Annotated in this window: 20 protein-coding genes and 1 pseudogene; 4 read left to right on the forward strand and 17 right to left on the reverse strand. The window is 69.0% G+C overall.

Features of this window, described 5'->3' with window-relative positions:
* Positions 1-15 precede the first annotated feature (15 nt).
* From ACFYOB_RS31590 to ACFYOB_RS31665, 16 genes are all read right to left on the reverse strand, one after another.
* A complete protein-coding gene (locus ACFYOB_RS31590; protein WP_388565678.1) occupies positions 16-1,863 on the reverse strand; it encodes a hypothetical protein in 1,848 nt (615 codons plus the stop codon).
* Between the two features lie 358 nt (positions 1,864-2,221).
* Positions 2,222-2,605, reverse strand: coding sequence for a DUF6113 family protein (locus ACFYOB_RS31595; protein WP_388565681.1), 384 nt, complete (start codon positions 2,603-2,605; stop codon positions 2,222-2,224).
* Positions 2,602-3,498 (reverse strand): N-acetyl-1-D-myo-inositol-2-amino-2-deoxy-alpha-D-glucopyranoside deacetylase, encoded by an 897-nt coding sequence (gene mshB, locus ACFYOB_RS31600; RefSeq protein ID WP_388565683.1) that lies wholly within the window; start codon positions 3,496-3,498, stop codon positions 2,602-2,604. Before mshB ends, ACFYOB_RS31595 begins: the two co-directional genes overlap by 4 nt.
* A gap of 24 nt (positions 3,499-3,522) precedes the next feature.
* Complete coding sequence (locus ACFYOB_RS31605) at positions 3,523-3,717, reverse strand: hypothetical protein (RefSeq protein WP_053677094.1); 195 nt, start codon at positions 3,715-3,717, stop codon at positions 3,523-3,525.
* Positions 3,718-4,071: 354 nt separating this feature from the next.
* Complete coding sequence (locus ACFYOB_RS31610; protein WP_388565685.1) at positions 4,072-5,124, reverse strand: ABC transporter ATP-binding protein; 1,053 nt, start codon at positions 5,122-5,124, stop codon at positions 4,072-4,074.
* The gene (locus tag ACFYOB_RS31615) at positions 5,117-6,100 is read right to left on the reverse strand and encodes an ABC transporter ATP-binding protein (protein ID WP_388565687.1); all 984 of its coding nucleotides are present in this window, start codon (positions 6,098-6,100) and stop codon (positions 5,117-5,119) included. The genes ACFYOB_RS31610 and ACFYOB_RS31615 overlap by 8 nt, the downstream gene beginning before the upstream one ends.
* 12 nt (positions 6,101-6,112) lie before the next feature.
* On the reverse strand, positions 6,113-7,135 hold the full coding sequence (locus ACFYOB_RS31620) for an ABC transporter permease (protein WP_388565690.1): 1,023 nt from the start codon (positions 7,133-7,135) through the stop codon (positions 6,113-6,115).
* Entirely contained in the window at positions 7,128-8,051 is a 924-nt protein-coding gene (locus ACFYOB_RS31625; protein ID WP_388565693.1) for an ABC transporter permease, read from the reverse strand. The genes ACFYOB_RS31620 and ACFYOB_RS31625 overlap by 8 nt, the downstream gene beginning before the upstream one ends.
* Before the next feature lie 92 nt (positions 8,052-8,143).
* Positions 8,144-9,778, reverse strand: coding sequence for an ABC transporter substrate-binding protein (locus tag ACFYOB_RS31630; RefSeq protein WP_388565696.1), 1,635 nt, complete (start codon positions 9,776-9,778; stop codon positions 8,144-8,146).
* 257 nt (positions 9,779-10,035) lie between these two features.
* Positions 10,036-11,088, reverse strand: coding sequence for an ABC transporter ATP-binding protein (locus tag ACFYOB_RS31635; RefSeq protein WP_388565698.1), 1,053 nt, complete (start codon positions 11,086-11,088; stop codon positions 10,036-10,038).
* Complete coding sequence (locus ACFYOB_RS31640) at positions 11,081-12,127, reverse strand: ABC transporter ATP-binding protein (protein ID WP_388565890.1); 1,047 nt, start codon at positions 12,125-12,127, stop codon at positions 11,081-11,083. Before ACFYOB_RS31640 ends, ACFYOB_RS31635 begins: the two co-directional genes overlap by 8 nt.
* A gap of 20 nt (positions 12,128-12,147) precedes the next feature.
* Complete coding sequence (locus ACFYOB_RS31645) at positions 12,148-13,095, reverse strand: ABC transporter permease (protein WP_388565701.1); 948 nt, start codon at positions 13,093-13,095, stop codon at positions 12,148-12,150.
* On the reverse strand, positions 13,088-14,020 hold the full coding sequence (locus tag ACFYOB_RS31650; protein WP_388565893.1) for an ABC transporter permease: 933 nt from the start codon (positions 14,018-14,020) through the stop codon (positions 13,088-13,090). Before ACFYOB_RS31650 ends, ACFYOB_RS31645 begins: the two co-directional genes overlap by 8 nt.
* 175 nt (positions 14,021-14,195) lie before the next feature.
* Positions 14,196-15,830: an ABC transporter substrate-binding protein gene (locus ACFYOB_RS31655; RefSeq protein ID WP_388565703.1), complete on the reverse strand. Its 1,635-nt coding sequence runs from the start codon at positions 15,828-15,830 to the stop codon at positions 14,196-14,198.
* 451 nt (positions 15,831-16,281) lie between these two features.
* Complete coding sequence (gene typA, locus ACFYOB_RS31660) at positions 16,282-18,186, reverse strand: translational GTPase TypA (protein WP_388565706.1); 1,905 nt, start codon at positions 18,184-18,186, stop codon at positions 16,282-16,284.
* 362 nt (positions 18,187-18,548) lie between these two features.
* Positions 18,549-20,945 (reverse strand): ABC transporter substrate-binding protein, encoded by a 2,397-nt coding sequence (locus ACFYOB_RS31665; RefSeq protein ID WP_388565896.1) that lies wholly within the window; start codon positions 20,943-20,945, stop codon positions 18,549-18,551.
* A 310-nt stretch (positions 20,946-21,255) separates the two neighbouring features.
* Between ACFYOB_RS31665 and ACFYOB_RS31670 the strand changes: the two genes are divergently transcribed.
* From ACFYOB_RS31670 to ACFYOB_RS31680, 3 genes are all read left to right on the forward strand, one after another.
* Positions 21,256-21,477 carry a hypothetical protein gene (locus ACFYOB_RS31670; protein WP_388565709.1) on the forward strand — a complete coding sequence of 74 codons (222 nt, stop codon included), beginning with the start codon at positions 21,256-21,258 and terminating at the stop codon, positions 21,475-21,477.
* Positions 21,478-21,602: 125 nt separating this feature from the next.
* Positions 21,603-22,427 carry a hypothetical protein gene (locus ACFYOB_RS31675; protein WP_388565711.1) on the forward strand — a complete coding sequence of 275 codons (825 nt, stop codon included), beginning with the start codon at positions 21,603-21,605 and terminating at the stop codon, positions 22,425-22,427.
* 1 nt (position 22,428) lies between these two features.
* Positions 22,429-24,330 carry a fumarate reductase/succinate dehydrogenase flavoprotein subunit gene (locus ACFYOB_RS31680; RefSeq protein WP_388565714.1) on the forward strand — a complete coding sequence of 634 codons (1,902 nt, stop codon included), beginning with the start codon at positions 22,429-22,431 and terminating at the stop codon, positions 24,328-24,330.
* 13 nt (positions 24,331-24,343) lie between these two features.
* Here the strand turns inward: ACFYOB_RS31680 and ACFYOB_RS31685 are convergent.
* A pseudogene (locus tag ACFYOB_RS31685) lies at positions 24,344-25,036 on the reverse strand (RNA-guided endonuclease InsQ/TnpB family protein); the annotation flags it as partial.
* A 102-nt stretch (positions 25,037-25,138) separates the two neighbouring features.
* Between ACFYOB_RS31685 and ACFYOB_RS31690 the strand changes: the two are divergent.
* Positions 25,139-25,945, forward strand: coding sequence for a succinate dehydrogenase/fumarate reductase iron-sulfur subunit (locus ACFYOB_RS31690; RefSeq protein ID WP_388565717.1), 807 nt, complete (start codon positions 25,139-25,141; stop codon positions 25,943-25,945).
* Positions 25,946-25,994 lie beyond the last annotated feature (49 nt).

A 25,994-nucleotide genomic window follows, 5' to 3' on the forward strand; every position in this document is an offset into this window, starting at 1 on the left:
CCGGTGCGGGGCTGCCTAGCTCGCGTTGGTGTCGATGACCACGGTCCGCTCGGCCGTCGTCTTGCCCCGCAGGGCCTTGACGAGGGCGCCGGCGACGTCCTGCGGGGTGACGGCGGTCTTGGAGCCGTCGCCGCGGGTGATCAGGACGCCGTCGAAGGCGTTCCCGTACGTCTGCTTGAGGGCTTCCAGGTCGAACTTCTCGACGAGGTGGCCGTCGACCGGCTGCATGCTGAGGATGCGGGGCAGGGACTTGCTGCCGAAGGGGATGGACTTGGCACCCGCCTTGACCGTGGCGTTGGCGGACATCGCGGGTTCGGCGAAGTCCTTCATGGCCCTGTCGAGTTCGGCCTGGTCGATGACCGGCGCCTTGGTGGTGACCGGCAGCTCTGGCACGGTCGGCTTGCCCGTGGCCACCATGTCGCGGAAGGCCTTGGTGACCTGCGGGACGGAGGCGTCCACGTCCAGGGTGGTGCCGGAGGTGCCGGGTACGGCCACGGCCTTGCCGGTGTCGAACTTGATGGTGCCCTCGGTGGCCGAACCGGAGGTGCCCGCGAGCTCCTGGAGCGCGACCTGGAGCTTCTCCTCGTCGACCGGCAGCACGGCGTCGGCCTTGCGCTCGTTGCCGAGGAGGGAGCCGATGACGGTGATCGGGTTGTAGTCGCTGCCGGCCGCGTTGCGGACGGTGGTCTGGCTGTCCAGGGTCAGGCCGGCCTTCTCGGGCTTCAGCTCGACCTGCTTGCCGCCGACGCTGAGCTGGAGCGGGGTGGTGGCGCGGCCGCCGAAGGCCGTCTGGACCTTGGCCACGGCCTCGTCGCGGCTGCCGCTGATGTCGACGCCGAGGACGGTGGTGCCCTTGGGGACGTCGGAGTGGTTCAGGAGCAGCCCGGCTCCGTAGGCCACGCCGAGCAGGACCACGGCGGCGCCGCCGAGGAGGACCAGCTTGGAGCGGCCCTTCTTGGCCGGCTTGGCGGCCTTGGCGGGGGCGGCCTTCTCCTGCTGGGGCGCCGGGCGCGGGACGGCCGGCGCGGGCGTCGGGACCGGGGTCGGCACACGGCCCGCCTCGGGTCCGGGCCAGCTCGGCGCCGCCTGGGCCGGGGTGCCGCCGACGTCGGCGGTGCCGAAGCCGGGTCCGCCCGTGGGGCCGGGGTAGTCGTCACCCTGGCTGTCGTAGACGGGGAACGCCTCGGTGACGGGGCCGGTGTCGTCCGGGCCGCTCCCGTACGCCGGGAAGCCCTGGGTCGAGCCGACGCCGGGGCCGCCCGGTGCGGGGGCGGCCGGGGAGAAGCCCGTGCCGTAGTCCGCGACCGGCGGGGGCGGGGTGCGCGGCGGCGCGAAGCCCGCGTCGGGTGCCGGCGGGGCCTGGGTGCGCGCGGGCGGCGGGTAGCCCGCCCCCGGCCCGGCCGGAGCCGGCGGGGTGGCCCGCGGAGCGGGCGACGGGGCCTGGCCGGCCACCGGTGGCGCGGGCGGCGCGGTCTGCTGCCTGACGGGCAACGGCGGGGCGGCCGCGGGGGCCGGGGCGGGCGCCTTGCGGGGAGCGAACCAGTTGCTGGCCGGTTCCTCGGCTTCCGCCGTGCCCTGGGCGCCGGCCGGCTCCTGCTCGGCCTCGATCCGGGTCGGCACGGGCTTCGGCCGCTGCGCGAGCGGCGGCTCGGACGCCCGCCCGGGCGCCGGCTCGGACGCCGGCTGCGGCGTCGACCGGGTGTCCGGCGCGGCGCCGGCCTCTCCGGAGCCGCTGCCCATCGCCTTGCGTACGACCACCGGTGGGATCGGCCGCGAACCCGGGATGTTGATCCGGATCCGGGTCGTCAGGGTGGTCTCGGTCTTGGGCCCGTCGGAATCGGGCGTGGACGGCTTCGAGGTCACAGAGTTCTCCTCCGGGGCGGTCGACGCACCGGGCCCAGGTGGCACAGTCGTGGACGGATACTGGCCGGTTCCATACGGCGGCGTACCCGAGGGGTATGCGGCTCCACCGCGCCCGTTGGGCCCGGAGGACGGACTGTCAGTTTCACGACTCAAGGCAGGTTCTCCCGGTTGGCTCCGCCGCCCGTCATACCGTGCGCGGGCAGCTCGGCGGCCCGTCCACCATACTGGCCGTCGCCGCCGGGCAACTGACCGGAGGGAATCCCTGGTTCCTCATAGGCCCCGCCAAACCCCCCTGAAGCGGCCCTCGGGCCCCGGTGTGCTCGCGTCGCGCCGATTCCCTAAGGAGTCCGACACCACGTCACTTGGCAGGCCGCGCGGCCGAAACCGGCCGATCCAGCGGGCCGCGCATCGTGGCGCACATCACAGCGAGCACCGTTCCGCCCAAAAGGTAGGCGTACAGGCCGATTCCGGACGAACTGAGCAGGAAGTCGCCCTCGGGGCGCGGGGCGCCGAGCAGCACGTACGCGAGGAACCAGCCGACCGCGGCCCCACCCACCCCGAGTCCGGTCCCGAGCGCGATCCGCCCGCCGAGGAACAGTCCGAAGGCCGCCAGCAGCGCGAGGAGCAGGCCGCCGGGGAACCACAGGTCCACCACCAGCCAGCCGGCCATGCCGGTCAGGGCGCCCACCACCAGCAGGCCCAGGCAGCCGGCGATCCGCGCCGGGGTCAGCGTCCCGGTCACGCGTCCACCCCCGCGAACAGGTCGTGCTCGCGCTCGCCCGCCGGTACGCCCGGGCGGCCCTGCACGAGTTCGTAGTACTCGCGGGCGAACAGCGGCTGCGCGAGGTCGTTGGAGAGCGCGAAGAAGGGCCCGTCCACGGCGATCTGGGTGGCGTGGGCGCGCATGGCGGCCGCCTTCGCCGCCACGAACCGCTCCTCGGCGCCGATCTCCGCGGTGATCCGCTCGTCGGGGACGACGCCCGGCACGTCCTGCGGCGAGGCCAGCCCCGGGAAGGGCGCCGCGTCGCCGGCTGCCCTCAGCTTGGCGAAGCCCTCCTCGACCGCCGAGAGCGGGACGCGGTTCCAGTAGATCTTCCCGACCGCGTGCGGCTCACCGAGGTCACGCCGGTACGCGCCCTCAGCGGCGAGTTCGGCCGCGCGCATGGCGACCCGGTGCGCCTGGATGTGGTCGGGATGCCCGTAACCGCCGTCCGGGTCGTAGGTGACGAGCACCTGCGGACGCACCTGCCGGATCACCTCCACGAGGTAGGCGGCGGCCTCGTCCACGTCGGCGGACCAGAAGGCCTCCGGGCGGCGGTTCTGCGGGGCGCCCATCATTCCGGAGTCCCGGAAGCGGCCGGGGCCGCCGAGGAACCGGTGGTCGCCGACGCCCAGCTCGGCCATGGCGGCAGCGAGTTCGCCGACGCGGTGGGCGCCGAGGCTGTCGTCGCGGTCGGCCGCCAGGTGTGCGAGCGCGGGCGGGATGACCTCCCCCTCCTCACCGAGGGTGCAGGTCACCAAGGTGATGTGGGCACCCTCGGCCGCGTACTTGGCCATGGTGACGCCGTTGTTGATCGACTCGTCGTCCGGGTGCGCGTGCACGAGGAGCAGACGACGGGCGGGAAGACCGTTCATGGCGCCTAGCCTACGAGGCGGGTCCTAGAACTTGAGCCCACTGATCATGCTGGCCACGTTCGAAGTGAGCTGGCTGAGTGTCGGGGCGATGGTGGAACTCGCCAGATAGAAACCGAGGAGCACACAGACCACCGCGTGTCCCGCCTTCAGGCCCGACCTTCGGACCAGCAGGAATACGACGATCGCCAGCAGCACCACGGCCGAGATCGAGAGTGCCACGGCGTTTCACCTCCACGTCGAGCGGACATCGGTACACGATTCGTGCTCGGCGAGAGTCATACCCACCGTGCGCTACGGATCATAACTTTCCGTACCAGCGCATCGATCGAAATCCGGCAGCACAAGGGGCGCACGCCGCGCATGGACCGGGTCACGGGGGAGGCCGGCCGGAGGGGCTGTACGCCTCTCCGGCCGGCTGTCGGCACCCGCACGGCCGCACGCCATCCAGGCTGCATGCCCCAGATCTCGGGGCAGAAACGGTCAAGTTGCCCCCGTGTTAACGACGTTGAGCCGCGAAGCCGTCGATTCCCTGCCGGATAACCGTGGGTGGCCGGAAATGATCGGCCGCGTGAGCTACTCCTTCGTGAGCGGAGGCGGCGGCGGGGCAGTCGGCGGGACCACCTGCTTCTCCGCAGCGAAGTGACAGGCCGACGGGTGGGCCGCCGGCCCGGACGGGAAGACCGCCGGAACGGCGAGCAGCGGCACCTCCACCACGCACCGCTCCTGGGCTTTCCAGCAGCGGGTGCGGAAGGGACAGCCCGAGGGCGGGTCGGCCGGGGACGGCACGTCGCCGGAGAGGATGATGCGCTCCCGGTGGGTGCGGGCCTCCGGGTCGGGGACGGGTACGGCCGACAGCAGGGCCTGGGTGTACGGGTGGGTCGGGTGGTCGTAGATCTGGGTGTCGGTGCCGATCTCGACGATCCGGCCGAGGTACATGACCCCGACCCGGTCCGAGATGTGCCGGACGATCGACAGGTCGTGCGCGATGAAGACGTAACTCAGCCTGAACTCGTCCTGGAGGCGCTCCAGCAGGTTGATCACCTGGGCCTGCACCGACACGTCCAGCGCGGAGACCGGCTCGTCGGCGACGATGATCTCGGGCTGGAGGGCCAGTCCGCGGGCGATGCCGATGCGCTGGCGCTGGCCGCCGGAGAACTGGTGCGGGTACCGGTTGATGTACTCAGGGTTCAGGCCCACCACGTCCAGCAGGTCCTGGACCTTCTGCCGGCGCGAGCCCTTCGGGGCGACCTCCGGGTGGATGTCGTACGGCTCGCCGATGATGTCGCCGACCGTCATGCGCGGGTTCAGCGAGGTGTACGGGTCCTGGAACACCATCTGGATGTTGCGCCGGACCGCTTTGAGGGCGCGCCCCGACAACTTGGTGATGTCCTCGCCCTTGTACGAGATCGCGCCGGCCGTCGGCCGTTCCAGGTTGACCAGCATCTTGGCGACGGTCGACTTCCCGCAGCCGGACTCGCCGACGATGCCCAGGGTCTCGCCGGCCCGGAGGTCGAAGGAGACCCCGTCGACGGCCTTGACCGCGCCGATCTGCTTGCGGAAGACGATCCCCCGGGTCAACGGGTAGTGCTTGACGAGGTCCTTCACTTCCAGGAGGGACTCAGCCATGGAGGCACTCCTTCCAGAAGTGGCAGGCGCTGGTCCGCCGCACCGGTGATCCGGTCACCGCGTACAGCGGCGGGACGTCGCTGCGGCACACCGCCTGCGCCATCGGGCAGCGCGGGTTGAAGGCGCAACCGGGCGGGATGGCCAGCAGGTTGGGGGGCAGGCCCTTGATCGCGTACAGCTCCTGGCCCTTCTGGTCGAGGCGCGGGATGGAGTCCAGAAGGCCGCGGGTGTACGGGTGCGCGGGCGCCTTGTAGATCTCGTGCACCGGAGCCGCCTCGACGATCCGGCCCGCGTACATGACGGCGATCTTGTCGGCGACGTCGGCGACCACGCCGAGGTCGTGGGTGATCAGGATCAACCCCATGTTCAGCTCGCGCTGGAGCTCGGCCAGCAGGTCCATGACCTGGGCCTGGACGGTCACGTCGAGAGCCGTGGTCGGCTCGTCGGCGATGATCAGCGAGGGCTCCAGGGCCAGCGCCATGGCGATCATGATGCGCTGGCGCATGCCGCCCGAGAACTGGTGCGGGTAGTCCCCGACCCGCTGCTTCGCCGCCGGGATCTTCACCCGGTCCATCAGCTCGACGGCCTTGCCCTTGGCGTCCTTGCGGGACATCCCGCGGTGGACCTCGTACATCTCGCCGAGCTGCGCGCCCACGCTGAGCACGGGGTTCAGGGAGGAGAGGGCGTCCTGGAAGATCATGGCCATGTCCGCGCCGCGGATCTTCCGCCGGTCCTCCTCCTTCATCTTCAGCAGGTCCTGGCCCTTGAAGAGGATCTCGCCGCCCGCGATCCGGCCCGGGGGCATGTCCAGGATGCCCATGATGGCCTGGGCGGTCACCGACTTTCCGGAGCCGGACTCGCCGAGCACGGCGAGGGTCTCGCCCTCCTCCACCGAGTAGTCGACGCCGTTGACCGCCTTCGCGACTCCGTCGCGCGTCTTGAATTCCACGTGCAGGTCGCGGACTTCGAGCAGCATGTGCGGGGCTCCTCAGCGCAGCTTGGGGTCGAGGGCGTCGCGCGCCGCGTCGCCGAGCATGATGAAGGCGAGCACGGTCAGGCTGAGTGCGGCCGCCGGGTAGAGCAGCATGTGCGGGGCGTTGCGGATCTGCGAGGCCGCGTTGGAGATGTCGATGCCCCAGGAGACGGTCGGCGGGCGCAGGCCCACGCCGAGGAACGACAGGGTGGCTTCCAGCGCGATGTACGTGCCGAGCGCGATGGTGGCGACCACGATGACGGGCGCGACGGCGTTGGGCGCCACGTGCCGCAGGAGCAGCCGGCCGTTGCCGGCGCCGAGTGCCCGGGCGGCCTGGACGTAGTCGTTCTGTCTGGCGGTGATCACCGAGCCGCGGGCGATGCGGGCGACCTGCGGCCAGCCGAGCAGCACGATGAAGCCCACGACGGGCCAGACGGTGGTGCTGGTGACGACGGACAGGAAGACCAGGCCGCCGAGGACCACCGGGATGCCGAAGAAGATGTCCGCGGCCCGGGAGAGCAGGGCGTCGCCCCAGCCGCCGAAGAAGCCGGCGAGGCCCCCGAGCGCCGAGCCGAGCAGCGCTGCGCCGAGGGTGGCGCAGACGCCCACGGTGATGGAGGCGCGGGCGCCGTAGACGGTACGGGTGTACACGTCGCAGCCCTGGGTGTCGTAGCCGAAGGGGTGGCCGGGGGCAGAGCCCTGCTGCGATTTGGACAGGTCGCACTGGAGGGGGTCGCCGCTCGCGATGAGCTGGGGCCAGATCGAGATGACGACCAGGAAGAGGATCATCAGGGAGGAGATGATGAAGACCGGGTTCCGGCGCAGCTCGTGCCAGGCGTCGGACCACAGCGAGCGGGCCTTGTCCTTGGGCCCGGCGCGGCCGGGCCGGGCGTCCTTCTCGATGCCCTCGACGCTCTCGGCCTCTTCGATGGCCAGGTCTATGGGACCGCCCTGGCCGGTGGGGGACACGGCCTCGTGGGGGCGCGGCCCCACGGGGTCGTAGCCGCCGGGGCCTGCGGGGCGCTCGGGGTCAGGCATAACGGATCCTCGGGTCCAGGACCGCGTAGAGCAGGTCGACGAGCAGGTTCGCCAGCAGGAAGACGATCACGAGGATGGTCACGAAGCCGACGACCGTGGGCGAGTTGTTGCGCAGGATGCCCTGGTAGAGCTGGTAGCCGACGCCGTGGATGTTGAAGATCCTCTCGGTGACGATGGCTCCGCCCATCAGGGCGCCGATGTCGGTGCCGATGAAGGTGATCACCGGGATGAGGGAGTTGCGCAGCAGGTGCCGGGTGACGACCCTGCGGCGCGGCAGGCCCTTGGCGGTGGCCGTGCGGACGTAGTCGGCCTTGGCGTTCTCGGCGATCGAGGTGCGGGAGAGCCGGGTGACGTACGCCAGGGACACGAGGGCGAGCACGATGCCGGGCAGGATCAGCTCGTAGAAGGGGGCGTCCGGGGAGACGGTGGGCTTGACCCAGCCCCATTTGACGCCGAAGAGGTACTGGAGCAGATAGCCCGTCACGAAGGTGGGCACCGAGATGACGACGAGGGTCATCACCAGTACGGAGGTGTCGGCGGCCTTGCCGCGGCGCAGTCCGCTGATCACGCCGAGGGTGATGCCGAAGACGATCTCGATGACGATCGCGACGATGGTCAGCCGCAGGGTGACGGGGAAGGCGCTGGCCATCAGCTCGGTGACCGGCTGCCCGTTGAAGGCGGTGCCGAAGTTGCCCTGGAAGATCTGCCCCATGTAGTGGAGGTACTGCTTCCAAAGGGGCTGGTCGAGGAAGAGGTCCTTGCGGATGCGCGCGGCGGTGGCGGGGTCGGGTGCCTTGTCCCCGAAGAGGGCCGCGACCGGGTCACCGAGCGCGTACACCATGAAGAAGATCAGGAACGTGCTGCCGATGAACACCGGGATCATCTGGAGCAGCCGCCGGATCACGTAACGTCCCATGGAGTGCTCCATGTGTGTGGGTGGGCCCGTGTCGGTGTTCGGCGGGCCCCCCGCACGGCGGGAGGCCCGGATCCGTGCGATCCGTCAGCCGGTCAGCTGACCTTGATCTCGTCGTAGACCGGAACGCTGAACTGGTTGAGCGCCACGTCCGTGAGCCGCTCGGAGTACCCGGCGCTGCCGTTCTGGTACCAGAGCGGGATGGACGGCATCTGCTCGGCGAGGATCTTCTCGGCGTCCTGGAACGTGGCGATCGCCTTCGCCGCGTCGCTCTCCTGGTTGGCCTGGTCGACGAGCTTGTCGAACTCCGGGTTGCTGAACTTCCCGTAGTTGGAGGAGGCGCCCGTGTAGTACAGCGGCTGCAGGAAGTTCTGGATCAGCGGGTAGTCGGCCTGCCAGCCCGAGCGGAAGGGGCCCGTCAGCTTGTAGCTGCTCTGCTGGTTGCGGAAGTCGGCGAAGGTGCCGACGGGGTTGACCGTGCACACCGGGCCCTCGCCGAGCGCGTTGTTGATGCTGTTGCAGACGGCGTCCATCCAGTCGCGGTGCGATCCGGTGTCCACGTTGGAGGTCAGCGTGACCTTGCCGCCGGGGAGCCCGCCGCCCTCCTGGATGAGCTTCTTGGCCTCGGCGGGGTCGTACACGCAGGCGTCGCCGCAGATGGTGGCGGAGAAGCCGCCCTTCTCCCCGAGGGCCGGGGAGGTCCAGTCCTTGGCGGAGGTGCGGGTCTCCTGGAAGATCTGCTTGGTGATCTCGTCGCGGTTGATCGCCCGCGAGATGCCCAGGCGGACCTTCTCCGTGCCCGGCTTGCTCCACTGGGGGTCGTACAGGGGGAAGGTGAGGGTCTGGATGATGAGGGCCGGCTGGTTGATGTACCGGTCGCCGAGGTCGTTCTTGACGTTCTTCAGCTGCTGCGCCGGGACGTCGTCGACGAGGTCGAGGTTTCCGGAGATCAGGTCCGTGTAGGCGGTGTTGTTGTCGGTGTAGACCTTGAGGTCCACTCCGCCGTTCTGGGCCTTGTCCGTACCGGGGTAGGCGTCCCACTTGCGCATCTTCATCCCGGTGCCCTTGGTGTACGAGTCCACCATGTACGGGCCGTTGCCGACGGGCTTGGCGAGCCAGCCGGCGTGGTCGGTGAAGAAGGCCTTGGGCAACGGGGAGAAGGCCTGGTAGCCGAGGGTCTGCGGCCAGGTGGAGAACTTCTCCTTCAGGGCGACGGTGAAGGTGCCCGGGCCCGTGACGACCAGCCCCTTCATCGTCTTGGCGGTGGGCTCGCCGGTGGCGGGGTGCACGTCCTGGTAGCCGACGATGTCCGAGAAGAACGGCGAGTTGTTCTGCTTGTTGCGCACGTCCGCCCCGTAGTTCCAGGCGTCCACGAAGGACTGGGCGGTGACCGGCTCGTCGTTGCTGAACTTCCAGCCGCTCTTCACCGTGATCGTGAAGTTCTGGCTGTCGGTCGTCTCGATCTTCTCGGCGAGCATGTTCTCGGCCGCGCCGGTCTTCGCGTCGTAGCGCTTCAGACCCCGGAAGAGCATGTCGAGGACCTTGCCGCCCTGCACCTCATTGGTGTTGGCCGGCTCCAGCGGGTTCTGCGGGTCACCCCACGAAGAGCTGATGATCCCGGCACCCTCGCCACCGCCGCCGCTGCTGTCGCTGTCGCCCCCGCAGGCCGTCGCCGTGAGGACGACGGCCACCGCACATGCGGCCCACTTGACGTGGGTGGCTCCGCGCATGGAGTGCCTCCTATGGATCCCAAGACTCACTTGGGCCCTATGTCACCCCATGTAAGGTCCCGCACACCCCCGGTTGGACCGATTGCACCCCCCCTCGCGCCCCCTGTCACCCCTCCGGGTGCAAAGGCAGGTCGCAGGGTCGGACCGGCCGGGGCGGCCGGGGGAGATCGACGGCCGGACGGAAAAGGCCAGGGCGCCCGGGCCGGAGGAATCCGGTCCGGGCGCCCTGGACGCCGTACGGCTGCAGCCGCGGGAGGTCAGACGGCCAGGACGGCCTTCTCCTCCGCGAAGTGGCAGGCCGACTCGTGCGCGGCGAAGACGTCCTGCCCCTTGAAGCGCTCCGGGATCGCCAGCAGCGGCTCCTCGACGGAGCACTTGTCCTGGACCTTCCAGCAGCGGGTGCGGAAGCGGCAGCCCGACGGCGGGTTGGCCGGGGACGGGACGTCACCGGTGAGGATGATCCGCTCGCGGCCCTCGCGGGCCTCGGGGTCCGGAACCGGAACGGCCGACAGCAGCGCCTGGGTGTAGGGGTGCGTCGGGTGTTCGTAGATCTGCGCGTCGGTACCGATCTCGGCCATCTTGCCGAGGTACATGACGCCCACGCGGTCCGAGATGTGCCGGACGATCGACAGGTCGTGCGCGATGAAGACGTAGGACAGGTTGAACTCGTCCTGGAGCTTCTCCATCAGGTTGATGACCTGGGCCTGCACCGACACGTCGAGCGCGGAGACCGGCTCGTCGCAGATGATGATCTCCGGGTTGAGCGCGAGGCCGCGGGCGATGCCGATGCGCTGGCGCTGGCCGCCGGAGAACTGGTGCGGGTACCGGTTGATGTACTCCGGGTTCAGGCCCACGACGTCCAGGAGTTCCTGGACCTTGCGGCGCCGGTCGCCCTTGGGAGCCACCTCGGGGTGGATGTCGTACGTCTCGCCGATGATGTCGCCGACCGTCATGCGCGGGTTCAGCGAGGTGTACGGGTCCTGGAACACCATCTGGATGTTGCGCCGGACCGCCTTCAGGGCGCGCCCGGACAGCTTGGTGATGTCCTGGCCCTTGTAGAAGACCTCGCCGGCCGTCGCCCGCTCCAGGTTCATCAGCAGCTTGGCGACCGTGGACTTGCCACAGCCGGACTCGCCGACGATGCCCAGGGTCTCGCCCCGGTACAGGTCGAAGGAGATCCCGTCGACCGCCTTGACCGCGCCGACCTGCTTCTTGAACAGGATGCCCTGGGTCAGCGGGAAGTGCTTGACCAGGTTGCGGACCTGGAGGATCGGCTCGCGCTCGGTGGTGTCCTTGGTGAGCTCAGCCATGGAGCTGCTCCTTCCAGAAGTGGCACGCGCTGCGGCGGCCCGGCAGCTCGGTGCCGTCCTGCTCGCTGACCACCGCAAGCGCGGGGACCTCCGAGTGGCAGATGTCCTGCGCGGCGGTGCACCGCGGGTTGAAGGAACAGCCGCTGGGCAGACGCAGCAGGTTGGGCGGCAGGCCCTTGATCGCGAAGAGCTCCTGGCCCTTCTGGTCGAGACGCGGGATCGAGTCCAGCAGACCGCGGGTGTACGGGTGCGCCGGGCGCTTGTAGATCTCGTGCACCGGGGCCGTCTCGACGATCCGGCCGGCGTACATGACCGCGATCTTGTCCGCGACGTCGGCGACGACGCCGAGGTCGTGGGTGATCAGGATCAGACCCATGTTCAGCTCGCGCTGGAGCTCGGCCAGCAGGTCCATGACCTGGGCCTGGACGGTCACGTCGAGAGCCGTGGTGGGCTCGTCGGCGATGATCAGGTCCGGCTCCAGCGCGATCGCCATGGCGATCATGATGCGTTGGCGCATACCGCCCGAGAAGTGGTGCGGGTAATCGTCCACGCGCTGCTTCGCAGCCGGGATCTTCACCTTGTCCATCAGCTCGATGGCCTTGAGCCGGGCTTCCTTCTTCGACAGGCCCTGGTGGACGCGGAACATCTCGCCCAGCTGGTAGCCGACGGTGAGCACCGGGTTCAGGGAGGACAGCGCGTCCTGGAAGATCATGGCGATCTTCCGGCCGCGCAACTTGCGCCGCTCCTCGAAGCTCATCTTCAGCATGTCCTGGCCGCGGAAGAAGATCTCGCCCTGCGGGATCTTGCCGGGGGGCATGTCGAGGATGCCCATGATGGCCTGCGCCGTCACGGACTTGCCGGAGCCGGACTCGCCGAGGACGGCGAGGGTCTCACCGGCGCTCACGCTGTAGTTGACGCCGTTGACTGCCTTGGCCACACCGTCGCGGGTGTGGAACTCGACGTGCAGGTCGCGCACTTCGAGGAGCGGCGTCTGCGGGTCCCCGTCACGCGGGGAGGGAACGCTGGAGGTGTTGTCCATGGTGATCACTTACGCCCTCCTCAGCGCAGCTTCGGGTCGAGGGCGTTGCGGACCGCTTCGCCGAGCATGATGAAGGCGAGGACGGTGAGGCTCAGCATGATCGAGGGGTAGAGCAGGATGTGCTCCGCCACTCGGATCTGCGCAGCACCGGCGGAGATGTCTACGCCCCACGAGATGGTCGGGGACGCGAGACCCAGACCGAGGTAGGACAGGGTCGCCTCGGCCGCGATGTAACCGCCGAGCGCGATCGTGGAGACCACGATCACCGGGGCCATGGCGTTCGGCAGGATGTGCCGCATCAGGATCCGGGTGGTGCCGGCGCCCAGGGCCTTGGCCGCGTGGACGTAGTCGGCCTGCTTCACGGTGATGACCGCACCGCGCATGACGCGGTTGATCTGCGTCCAGCCGAGGAAGGCCAGGGCGAACACGACCGTCCACACCGTGCGGTCGGTGAAGGCCTGGAGGACGACCATCGCGCCGAGCAGGAAGGGGATACCGAAGAAGATGTTGGTGATCCCGGAGATGATCGTGTCCGTGATGCCGCCGAAGTAGCCGGCGATCATGCCGGTGATACCGCCGACGATCGTGACGATCGCGGTCACCGCGAGGGAGACGATGATCGAGGCCCGGGTGCCGTAGATGAGGCGCGCGTAGACGCTGCGGCCCTGGCCGTCCCAGCCGAGCCAGTCAGGCGAACCGATGCTGCCCAGTTCCGGCTTGGTCAGGAAGTGGTGAACCAGGTCGCCCTTGGTGGGGTCGGCGCTGGTGAACAGGCTCGGGAAGGCAGCGATCATCAGCAGGAGGAAGATCAGCACCGAGGAGACGATGAAGTACGGGTTGCGACGCAGGTCGGCCCAGGCGTCGCCCCAAAGGCTGCGCGCCTTCTCGGCCTTCACCGGGTCCACCGGGGCGACGTCCGCCGGGGCGGCCTCGGGCGTCGCGGTTTCGGTCTTGGTCATGTCAGGCATACCGGATCCTCGGGTCCATGACCGCGTAGAGGAGGTCGACGAGCAGGCTGGCTATGAGGTAGACGACGACCAGGAAGGTGACGACACCGACCACGGTCATGCCTTCGCGGCGGACGACCGAGTCGTAGATCAGACCACCGACGCCGTGGACGTTGAAGATGGACTCGGTGACGAGCGCGCCGCCCATGAGGGCGCCGATGTCGGTGCCCAGGAAGGTCACGACGGGGATCATCGAGTTGCGCATCAGGTGCACGCCGATGACGCGGCGCTTGGGAAGACCCTTGGCCACGGCGGTGCGCATGTAGTCGGCGCGCAGGTTCTCGGCCATCGAGGTGCGGGTCAGGCGCGCCACGTAGGCGAGGGAGAGCGATCCCAGCACGACGGCCGGCGCGATCAGCTCGCTCCACGTCTCCTTGTTGCTGACGTTCGGCTGGATCCAGCCGAGTTGGACGGCGAACACCGTCTTGACAATGAAGCCGAGGACGAAGACTGGCATCGAGATGATCAGCAGGGTCAGGATCAGGATCAGGTTGTCCGCGAACTTGCCGGCCTTGAGGCCGGCGACGATCCCGAGGGCCAGGCCGAGGACGATCTCGATGGCGAAGGCCAGGAAGGCCAGCCGGAGCGTGACCGGGAAGGCGCTGCCGATGACCTCGGTGATCTCACGTCCGCTGCGGATCTGGGTTCCGAAGTCGAAGTGGAACAGGATGCCGGTCATGTAGTTGTAGTACTGCTCCCACTTGGGCAGGTCCAGACCGTGCTGGTGCCGAAGTGCGGCCAGCGTGGCGGGGTCTGTGCCCTTGTCCCCGAAAAGTCCGGCCACGGGGTCACCGGGCAGGCTGTACACCATCATGAAGATGAGCATGGTCGTTCCGAAGAAGACCGGGATCATCTGGAGCAGTCGTCGTGCGACATAGCGCCCCATCATGCCTCCGTAGAAGATGCGGCAGCGGCAGCCGGACGGGCCCTTTCGCCACGCACGCGCGTGACGATGACGTCACTGCGTCGCGAAAGGGCCCCCCGGGCGCTGCGTATAGGCCCGGATGCGGGCCGGCTCCCCGCCGGCCCACATCCGTCGAACGTGAATTACGCGGCGGAACTTACTTCTTGACCTCGACATCTTCGATGATCGGGTCGCCGTCCTGGGCGTACTTGACGTTCTGGACCTTCTCCGAGTAGCCCGCGTTGACCTTGTAGTACCAGAGCGGGATCGAAGGCATGTAGTTGACCAGGTCCTTCTCGATGGCCTGGTACGCCTTCACGGACTCGTCCAGGCTCGCCGCGGTGTCAGCCTTGGCGATCTTGTCGTCGAGCTCGGCGTTGGAGAAGCCACCCTGGTTACCACCGGCGCCCGTACGGAACAGGTCGCTGATGAAGTTGGCGTTCACCGGGTAGTCGAGGACCCAGCCGGAGCGGTAGATCGACTTGACCTGCTTCGACTTGCGGGCCTGGAGGTCGGCCTGGAAGTCGGGCTTGGCGTCTCCGGTGCACTTCACGCCGGTGGCCTGGGTGATGCTGTTGCAGACAGCCTCGACCCATTCCTTGTGGCCACCGTCAGCGTTGAACTGGATCGAGATCTCGTTGTTCGGAACGCCACCACCCGCGGTGATGAGCTCCTTGGCCTTGGCCGGGTTGAACTTGGTGACGTCACCGGTCGCGTTCGGCGTGTAGCCGAGGACACCCTTGGCGACCCAGCCGGTGGCGGGCTCGCGGGTGCCCTGGAGCACCGTCTTGGTGATGGTGTCGCGGTCGATCGCCATCGACAGACCCTGGATGACCTTCGGGTCGACCGGCTTCGGGGTCTTCCACTGGTCGGCGTAGAACGCGATGGCCAGCGTCTGGACGGCGGAGTACGCCTGGTCCACGGCACGGTCACCGAGGTCGGCGCGGTAGACCGGGAGGTCCTTCGGGCCGATGGTGCGCAGGACGTCGACGTTGCCGGACTTCAGGTCCTCGTAGGCGGTCTCGACGGTGGTGTAGTTCTTGAGGATCACACCGCCGTTCTTCGCCTTGTTCTCGCCCTTGTAGTCGTCGAAGCGGGCCAGCTCGATCTGCTTCTTGTGTTCCCAGGACTTGAACTTGTACGGGCCGTTGCCGACCGGCTTCTCACCGGCGGCCGCGGGGTCCTTGTAGAAGGACTCGGGCAGCGGGGAGAAGACCTCGTAGCCGAGCTTGTACGCGAAGTACGGGACGGCGTTGGCGAGTTCGATGGTGAAGGTGTTCTCGTCGACGACCTTCAGACCCTCCATCGAGGTGCCGGTGGGCTTGGCGCCCTCCGCCTCGGGGTGGACGGCCTCGAAGCCCTTGATGTCCGCGAACCAGGACGCGTTGCCCTGCTTGTTGTCGATGTTCGCGGCCCAGTTCCAGGCCTTGACGTACGAGTCGGCGGTCACCTTGGTGCCGTCGTGGAACGTCCAGCCCGACTTCAGCTTGACGGTCCAGAGCTTGCTGTCCTTGGACTCGACCGACTCGGCGTTGACCATGGTCAGCTTGCCGTCGGCGTCGTAGTCGACCAGCTGCGAGAACAGGCCCGACATGACGATGGAGCCGTTGGACTCCATCGTGTCGGCCGGCTGCAGGAGCTTCTCGGGCTCGCCGACCTCGATCGAGTAGATGCCGTTCGGGTCAACCTCGCCCTTGCCGGCGGCCTTGTCGTCACCGCCGCCACAGGCAGTCGCTGCCAGGGCGACGACAATCGCGCCCGCTACCCACTTGGCGCTCTTGGCACCGCGCATGGGTTTCCTCCTCATGAGTCCACTGTCAGATGTGAAGGACACCCATACGTTTCGCCGACACCCCTGACGGCGATATGAACGGTGTCCCAAGTGTGCTCGTGAGTCGGCGCTCCCCACAGCGCGTGACCCATTGACCCGAGCTCAATGGAGCCATCCTCAGGGACTCTTAGACCGTAAACCACACTTAAGTGGTCTCGTTTTCACAACATCACTCCAGGCCGAAAACCCGAAATCCGGACAAACGGATAGGAGACAGACACGTGCGAAACGGACGGTTAGCTCACCATCCGGAGTGTCACGGTCGGTATGCGGACACCTGAACACAAAATCCGCTTGACAGACGCGAACAGCCCCTCCCGTCACGGACTGCGTGACGGGAGGGGCTGTTGCGTACTACGGCTGTGCGGCCGAGAAGGTCACCGCCCGAGCGGCGACCGGGCTCGGCAGGTTACTACTTGGCGGACTTGGCGCGCGACGCGGTGCGCGAGCGCTCCTTCTGGTCCAGGACGACCTTGCGGATGCGGACGGCCTCGGGGGTCACCTCGACGCACTCGTCGTCGCGGCAGAACTCCAGGGACTGCTCCAGGGAGAGCTTGCGCGGCGGCACCACGTTCTCGGTGTTGTCCGCGGAAGCCGCACGCATGTTGGTGAGCTTCTTCTCCTTGGTGATGTTCACGTCCATGTCGTCGGCGCGCGAGTTCTCGCCGACGATCATGCCCTCGTACACCTCGGTGCCGGGCTCGGTGAACAGGACACCGCGCTCCTGCAGGTTGATCATCGCGAACGGCGTGACCGAACCGGAGCGGTCGGCGACCAGCGAACCGTTGTTACGGGTCACCAGCTGGCCGAACCACGGCTCGTGGCCCTCGTGGATCGAGTGGGCGATACCCGTACCGCGGGTGTTCGTCAGGAACTCCGTACGGAAGCCGATGAGGCCGCGGGACGGGACGACGAACTCCATGCGGACCCAGCCGGAGCCGTGGTTCGACATGTTGTCCATGCGGCCCTTGCGGACGCCCATGAGCTGCGTGACCGCGCCCATGTGCTCCTCGGGGACGTCGACCGTCATGCGCTCGACCGGCTCGTGCACCTTGCCGTCGATCTCCTGCGTGACGACCTGCGGCTTGCCGATGGTCAGCTCGAAGCCCTCGCGGCGCATCTGCTCGACCAGGATGGCGAGCGCGAGCTCACCACGGCCCTGGACCTCCCAGGCGTCCGGACGCTCGGTGTCCAGGACGCGCAGCGAGACGTTACCGATCAGCTCGCGGTCCAGGCGGTCCTTGACCTGGCGGGCGGTGACCTTGCGGTCCTTGACCGCGGACTTGGCGTCCGCGCCCTTGCCCGTGCCGCCGCGGCCGACCATCGGGGAGGTGTTCGTACCGATGGTCATGGAGATCGCCGGCTCGTCGACCGAGATCAGCGGGAGCGCGATCGGGTTCTCCGGGTCGGCCAGGGTCTCGCCGATCATGATGTCGGGGATACCGGCGACCGCGCAGATGTCACCCGGGCCCGCCACCTCGGCCGGCTTGCGGGTGAGCGCCTCGGTCATCATCAGCTCGGTGATGCGGACGTTCGACTGGGTGCCGTCACGCTTGATCCAGGTGACGGTCTGGCCCTTGCGCAGCTCGCCCTGCTCGACGCGGAGCAGCGCGATACGGCCGAGGAAGTTGTCGGCGTCCAGGTTGGTGACGTGGGCCTGGAGGGGCGCCTCGTCGTCGTAGACCGGGGCGGGGACGTGCTCCAGGATCGTGGAGAAGAACGGCTCCAGGCTGTCGCTGTCCGCGGGGACGGTGCCGTCCTCCGGCTTGGTCAGCGAGGCGATGCCGTCACGGCCGCAGGCGTAGACGATCGGGAACTCGATCTGGTCCTCGGTGGCGTCCAGGTCCAGGAAGAGGTCGTACGTGTCGTTGACGACCTCGTCGATCCGGGAGTCCGGGCGGTCGGTCTTGTTGATGCAGAGGATGACCGGCATGTTCGCCTGCAGGGCCTTGCGCAGGACGAAGCGGGTCTGGGGCAGCGGACCCTCGGAGGCGTCCACCAGCAGGACGACGGCGTCCACCATCGACAGACCGCGCTCGACCTCACCACCGAAGTCGGCGTGGCCGGGGGTGTCGATGATGTTGATCGTGATCGGGGCCCCGCCGTCCTTGGGGTGGTACTTCACCGCCGTGTTCTTGGCGAGGATCGTGATGCCCTTCTCACGCTCCAGGTCGTTCGAGTCCATCATGCGGTCGTCGAGCTGCTGGTGGGCGGCGAAGGCACCGGCCTGCTTGAGCATGGCATCGACGATGGTCGTCTTGCCATGGTCGACGTGGGCGACGATGGCGACGTTACGGATGTCGTGGCGCGTGGGCACTTCGGCGCTTCTCCCGGGATAGTGGATGGCGTCGCGTACGGCCTGGCACGCTCGCCTCGGCCGGGCGAAAACCTGCCACGGCCTTACCCCATGGTACGTCGCGTGGCGGGAACCGCCTGCCGGGGGGTCTGTCAAGAGGCCGGACGAATGAGAGGGGCCGGGTGCGGTGTGGGGTGCTCCGGCCGCCTGTCCTGCCTGTATTCATGCGGGTCAACGGGTGTCCACGACCTTGCCCGCCGGGGGATCCGGCGGGCAAGCGACTTGAGTCACATCTGAGCTTGGGATCCCGAGGTCAACCTGACAGGCACCCCTTTGTCACCACATCTTCTCCTGCTCTCCTCCTCGCGCCGCCCCTCCTCGCGTCACTTCTTCTTGTCCTTGGCGGCCGGGGGCTTCTTCCAACCGATGTCCTGGAAGCGGGGAGTCCCGAGCCCGAAGGCCCCCGCGTTGACCAGGGCCGGCTTGACGGCCACCAGCTCCGGGCGCTGGTAGAGCGGGACGGAGCCCGCGGCGGCCCAGATCCGGGCGTCCGCCTTGCGCATCAGCTCACGGGACTGCTCCTCGTCCAGCTCGCCGGCCGCCTGGTCGAAGAGCTGGTCGATGTGGTCGGTGCCGACCCGTGTGTAGTTCTGTTCGACGAGGAGCGAGCCGTCCGCGGCCGGCTCCGGCTTGGCGAAGATCGGCCGGGCGTCGGTGGCCGGGTAGGCGGTCGCCGGCCAGGAGTAGAGGGCCAGGTCGTACTGGCCCGAGGCGATGTGGTCCTTGAAGAAGCTCTCGTCGGCCACCTTGGTGATCTCGGTGTTCACGCCGATCTTCTTGAGCATCGCGGCGATCCGCTCGCCGACCGTCCGCAGGGACTCCGATCCGGGGCCCGACGGCAGGACGAAGCGCAGGCTGAGCGCCTTGCCGTCCTTCGCCAGCATGGAGCCGGAGGTCCGTACGGCCTGCTTGGCCGGGGGCGCGGAGCCCTTGGCGGGCTCGGCGGGCTCCGCCGCCTCGCCGTCGCGGGCCGGACTGCGCTTGCCGTCCTCGACGGCTCCCGCGGCGGCGGCCTGGGCGCGCAGGGCCGTCTCCTGCCCCTGCGCGAACGGCGCGGGGGCCAGCACCGGCGACCGGTCGGCGTCGACGATCTCGCCGTCGGGACCGTCGGCGGCGCCCTCGGCGAGGGCGCCGTCGCCGCTGTGCCCCTCGGGGCCCTCGGGGCGGCTGCCGCGTGCGCCTGGGCGGTCGCCGTTGCGCTCGTCGTCCTGGCCCACGATGTAGAGGCCGTCGTTGCCGGTGCCGGGGCCCGACGGGGTCTTCCCGTCGTCCTGCGGCGTGCTCTGCGGGCCGGCCTTCGCGCCCGGCGGCTCGGTGAGCTTGCCGCCCCGGCGCCAGCCCGCGTCCGCGAGGAGGGCCTGGGCCGCCTTGGCGTCCTGGCCGCCGAGGGCCTCGCTGTTGTCGGCGTACGCCCGCTGCCCGGCCAGTGCCAGGTGGCTGCCGACCGGCTTCGCGGGCAGGCCCAGCGGCTTCAGCACGATCTCGGCCAGCTCCTTGCGGTCCAGCACCCGGGCCACCGCCCGGCGGACCCGCTCGTCGGCCAGCGGGCCGCCGGAGCCGTTCATCGCGAGCTGCGTGTAGGCCGGCTCCAGGGACTTGCGGACGGTGAAGTTCCGCAGGGCCTCCTGCTCGTCGGCGTACCTGCTGACCGCCTCGGCGTGCTTCTGCCGGGTCGCCTGCTCCGCCTGGGCCTTCTCCTCGTCCGTGCCGAAGGCGGTCGCCCACGACAGGGTGGCCTCCGCGGCCGTCATCGAGGCGCCGGGGCCTTGGGCCGGGGCTCCGCCCGAGCCCGCGCCGCTCGCGCCCTGCTTCTTCGCATCCCGGTGGGCGAGTGCGATCCGGTCGGCGCCGGTACGGTCGATCTCCGCCATGTCGAGCTTGCCGGCGGCCAGCGCGGCCGGGCGCTCCGCCCGGGACACCGCCGTCAGGACCAGGGTGTCCAGCTTGGCCGGCCGGCCCCACCAGCGCGGATTGCGGTTCAGGGCGGCGGTGCCGGTCTTCTTGTCGATCGCCCCGAGGCCGAAGGGCCCGGCGGTGACCTTGAGGGTGCCGCGGGCCCCCTCGTTGAAGGCGTCCGGGGTGCCGGTGACCTGCTTGGGGTAGAGGGGACTGAAGAGGGAGCGCCAGTCCGCGTACGGCTTGGCGAAGGTGACCCTGACCTCCAGGTCGGTCTTGCCCCGCTCGATCTTCTCGATCCGCTCGTAGCCGGCGTTGCGTGCGGTCCAGTACGCCGAATCCTTGCCGTTCAGGGCCCGCCACTGCGCGACGAAGTCGGGGGCGCCGATCTCTCGGCCGTCGCTCCACACCGCCTGCTGGTTCAGCTTGTACAGGACGACCTGCTTGGGCTCCCGCTCGACGACCTCGGCCTTCTCCAGGTAGTCGGGATTGGCCACCGGCCGCCCCTTGGCGTCCATCACGAACAGGTGCGGCAGCACGGCCGCGGCGATCCGGTTGGTGGTGGCGTCCGCGTCGGCCTGGAAGGTGTTCAGCGTCTCCGGGAGGGCGTCCACCGCCCACCGCAGGACGCCCCCGTCGGCGACCTTGTCTCGGGCGGTCGCGGCGATGTCCTGTCCGGCTGCGACCGGACCGCCCTCGTCGTCACCCGCGCCGCAGCCCGTGAGGAGCGGCAGTGCGAGGACTCCCGAGGTCAGAAGCGCCAAGGACCTGCGCCTTCTCTGGGACATGGGTGGTACCTCCGGGGCGGGGCGTGGGGGAAGCATGATCACGTTCGGCGGTATATGGAGCTGATCACACCGGTTGCCGGAACCCACTGAAATCGACCGCCCGCCGCACCCCCAGCAGCCGCCTCACGCCACGCCGCGAACCCCACCCGTGCGGACCAATCCGGCTTGCGCGGCAAACAGGCATTCCCTCGGAAGAGGGATGACAATGGGGTCCAGGGAGGGGCGCACAGTTCACGCCTGCGCGCCCGCAATCGCTGCACGTCCCTTCACAACCGGGGACGTGAGGCGCGACACTCGCAGGCGCACATGAGCGTTGCCACCGCACCTGCGGAAGTGAGGGCAAATCATGTCCCTGCAAGACGATCTGAGTGCCGTACGGCGCAACCTGGACGAGCTGACCCGCAAGGTCGAGCAGCTGGAACAGCAGGCGAAGCGGCAGCAGCCGACGTCGTCGGGTGCGCCGGATCCGTCCCGGATGGTGACCATCCCGGACACGCCGTACGACACCGCGCTGTGGACGGACACCGACGACGAGGGCCTGGGCGCGCGCGACCGCCACGCCCCCTGACGCCGGACGCCCCGCCCCCAGCCGTACACAGCTCCAGCCGTACGACCCGCTCCCCCATCTGGCCCGGCCGCCCGAGGCGGCCGGGCCTCCTGGGCCACCCCTCATCACTCCTCCCGGAGTCCCCTTTGGCCACAGGCACACAACCACCCCAGCAGCGGCCCGGCGGCGTCCACGACGCCTCCCGGGCCGCGATCGCTGCCCGGCACCTGCGTACCGACCGGTGGTGGCTGGCCCCCGCCGGCACCGCGGCCGGGCTGCTCGCCTTCATCGTCTACTCGACCTGGCGGGCCTTCGCGAACGCCGACTACTACGCGGCCCCGTACGTCTCCCCCTTCTACTCCCCGTGTCTCGCGGAGAACTGCCAGGAGATGCGCGGCGGCCCCAACTGGGACCTCTTCGGCAGCTGGTGGGGCCTGTCCCCCGCACTGCTGATCCTGGTCTTCCCGCTCGGCTTCCGGCTGACCTGCTACTACTACCGCAAGGCCTACTACCGGGGCTTCTGGGCCTCGCCGCCCGCCTGCGCCGTCGCCGAACCGCACGCGGGCTACACCGGCGAGACCCGCTTCCCGCTGATCCTCCAGAACGCGCACCGGTACTTCTTCTACGCGGCGATCCCGGTCGCGGGCATCCTCACCTACGACACCGTGCTGACCTTTCGCGACGAGCACTACGAGTGGGGCCACATGGGCCTCGGGACGCTGCTGTTCCTGGTCAACATCACGCTGATCTGGGCGTACACGCTGTCCTGCCACTCCTGCCGCCACATCATGGGCGGCCGGCTCAAGCACTTCTCGAAGCACCCGGTGCGCTACCGGCTGTGGGGCTGGATCAGCCGGCTCAACTCCCGCCACATGCAACTGGCGTGGGCCTCCCTGGTCAGCGTGGCCCTGTGCGACTTCTACGTGTACCTGCTGGCCACCGGCGCGTTCACCGACCCGAGGATCTTCTGAGATGGCTCAAGTGGAACGGCAGCAGTGGGACGTGGTGGTGGTCGGCGCGGGCGGCGCCGGGCTGCGGGCCGCGATCGAGGCCCGCGAGCGCGGTGCCCGTACGGCCGTGATCTGCAAGTCCCTCTTCGGCAAGGCCCACACGGTGATGGCGGAGGGCGGGATCGCCGCCTCCATGGGCAACGTCAACGAGGGCGACAGCTGGCAGGTGCACTTCCGCGACACCATGCGCGGCGGCAAGTTCCTGAACCAGTGGCGGATGGCGGAGCTCCACGCGAAGGAGGCGCCGGACCGGGTCTGGGAGCTGGAGACCTGGGGCGCGCTCTTCGACCGCACCCCGGACGGGAAGATCTCCCAGCGCAACTTCGGCGGCCACGAGTACCCGCGCCTCGCGCACGTCGGTGACCGCACGGGCCTGGAGCTGATCCGCACCCTCCAGCAGAAGATCGTCGCCCTCCAGCAGGAGGACTTCAAGGAGTACGGGGACTACGAGGCCCGGCTCAAGGTCTTCCAGGAGTGCACGGTCACCAGGGTCCTGAAGGACGGGCAGAGGGTCTCGGGGACCTTCTGCTACGAGCGCGAGTCCGGCCGCTTCTTCGTCCTGGAGGCCCCCGCGGTGGTACTGGCCACGGGCGGGATCGGCAAGTCCTTCAAGACGACCTCCAACTCCTGGGAGTACACGGGCGACGGCCACGCGCTGGCCCTGCTCGCGGGCGCGCCCCTGCTGAACATGGAGTTCGTCCAGTTCCACCCCACGGGCATGGTCTGGCCGCCTTCGGTGAAGGGCATCCTCGTCACCGAGTCGGTCCGCGGCGACGGCGGCGTGCTGCGCAACTCCGAGGGCAAGCGGTTCATGTTCGACTACGTCCCCGACGTCTTCAAGGAGAAGTACGCCGAGTCGGAGGAGGAGGGCGACCGCTGGTACGAGGACCCGGACCACAACCGGCGTCCGCCCGAGCTGCTGCCGCGCGACGAGGTGGCCCGGGCTATCAACTCCGAGGTGAAGGCGGGCCGCGGCTCCCCGCACGGCGGGGTCTTCCTGGACGTGTCCACCCGGATGCCGGCCGAGAAGATCAAGCGGCGGCTCCCGTCGATGTACCACCAGTTCAAGGAGCTGGCGGACGTGGACATCACGGCGGAGCCGATGGAGGTCGGCCCGACCTGCCACTACGTGATGGGCGGGATCGCGGTCGACTCCGAGACCGCGGCCACCGTCGGGGTGCCCGGACTGTTCGCGGCGGGCGAGGTCGCTGGCGGGATGCACGGCTCGAACCGGCTCGGCGGGAACTCCCTCTCCGACCTGCTGGTCTTCGGCCGGCGGGCCGGGCTGCACGCCGCGCAGTACGCCGCCTCCCCCGCCGCGCGCCCGGCCGTCTCCCAGGCGCAGATCGACGCGGCCGCCGCCGAGGCGCTGGCTCCGTTCCACGCCGCCGAGGGCGCGGAGAACCCGTACACCCTCCACCAGGAACTCCAGACGACCATGAACGACCTGGTCGGCATCATCCGCCGGGCGGGCGAGATGGCCGAGGCCCTGGAGAAGCTGGCCGGCCTGCGCGAACGTGCCTCCCGGGCCGGTGTCGAGGGCCACCGCCAGTTCAACCCGGGCTGGCACCTGGCGCTCGACCTGCGGAACATGCTGCTGGTCAGCGAGTGCGTGGCCCGCGCGGCCCTGGAGCGCACCGAGAGCCGGGGCGGTCACACCCGCGAGGACTGCCCGGCGATGGAGCGGAGCTGGCGCCCGGTGAACCTGCTGTGCCGCCCGGTGGACCCGGTGCCACAGGATCCGGCGGCCGACCGGATCGAGCTCACCAGGGTCCGCACCGACCCCGTCCGTCCCGACCTGCTCGCGCTCTTCGAGAAGGAAGAGCTGGTCAAGTACCTCGCCGAAGAGGAGCTCTACGATTGACAATTCCCACTCCTCATGGGGAGGGGATCCCCACCCTCACGGGTGGGGTTTCCTGCTTCGACACGGACCGCCCCGACCGAGAGAAGGACTCTCGTTGAGGTCTTGCATCCGTTCCACAGGCAGTGACCGCCAGCCCGGTGGCCAGGAGATTCACAGCTGCGTTCTCGTCCCTGTCGTGGGCCGTTCCGCAGTTCCCACACGTCCACTCACGGACATCGAGGGGCATCTTCTCGGCAAGTGCCCCGCAGACGGAGCACAGGCGTGTGCTGGGGAACCAGCGGTCGATGGCGATCAACTCACGTCCGAACCAGGCGGCCTTGTACTCCAGCATGGTCCGCAGCTCACGCCAGGCCGCGTCATTGATGGCGCGGGCAAGCTTGTGGTTCTTGAGCATGTTGGTCACTCGCTCCCCGGTGGAGAGCGTGACCAGGGCCGTCAGCCCAGCATCAATACCGACTGCTGTCGTGGTGGTGGGCATCGACGCGGGGGTGTCCTCGCACAGCAGCGAAACGAACCAACGTCCCGCACTGTCCCGGGACACTGTGACCGTCGACGGCACCACGCCTACGGGCAAAAGCCGGGACCACACGATGGCGAGCGGCTCGGCCATCTTCGCCAGCACCAGCCGTCCGTCGGCATACCGGAACGCACTGCGCGTGTACTCCGCAGAGGCCCGCGACTTGCGCTTCGACTTGAACCGCGCAAACCACAGCATCACGCGGCGACCTTTCGCCGTTTCGCGACTCCGGGCCGCGGATGCGTTCCTCCCCGGGCCAATGCCGGGATTTCCCCACACGAGGAGAACGGGATGAGTACGTACGACGCGAGCTTCCGGATCTGGCGGGGCGACGCCGAGGGCGGATCGCTCAGGGACTTCACCGTCGAGGTGCACGACGGTGAGGTGGTGCTGGACATCGTCCACCGGCTCCAGGCCACCCAGGCCTCGGACCTCGCGGTGCGCTGGAACTGCAAGGCCGGCAAGTGCGGCTCCTGCAGCGCGGAGATCAACGGGCGGCCGCGGCTGATGTGCATGACGCGGATGTCGACCTTCGAGCGGTCCGAGACGATCACGGTCACCCCGCTGCGTGCCTTCCCGGTCATCCGCGACCTGGTCACGGACGTGTCCTTCAACTACGCCAAGGCGCGGGAGGTCCCGGCCTTCGTGCCGCCGGAAGGGGTGGCGCCGGGCGCGTACCGGATGCAGCAGATGGATGTGGAGCGCTCGCAGGAGTTCCGCAAGTGCATCGAGTGCTTCCTGTGCCAGGACACCTGCCACGTCGTGCGCGACCACGAGGAGAACAAGCCCGCCTTCGCCGGTCCGCGCTTCCTGATGCGGGTGGCGGAGCTGGACATGCACCCCCTGGACGCGGCGGCGGAGGCGGGCCTGGACCGCAAGCGCACCGCGCAGGAGGAGCACGGGCTCGGCTACTGCAACATCACCAAGTGCTGTACGGAGGTCTGCCCCGAGGGCATCAAGATCACCGACAACGCGCTGATCCCGCTGAAGGAGCGGGCGGTGGACCGCAAGTACGACCCGCTGGTGTGGCTCGGGAACAAGATCCGGCGCCGTTCCGACAGCGGGTCACAGCCCGCGACTCCGGGTGCGGAGGGGTGAATCCACCCATAATCTCCGATATGTGATTCCGCCGAGAAGCGAGACGAGA

This window comes from Streptomyces sp. NPDC006463 (assembly GCF_042870715.1).
GTDB lineage: Bacteria > Actinomycetota > Actinomycetes > Streptomycetales > Streptomycetaceae > Streptomyces.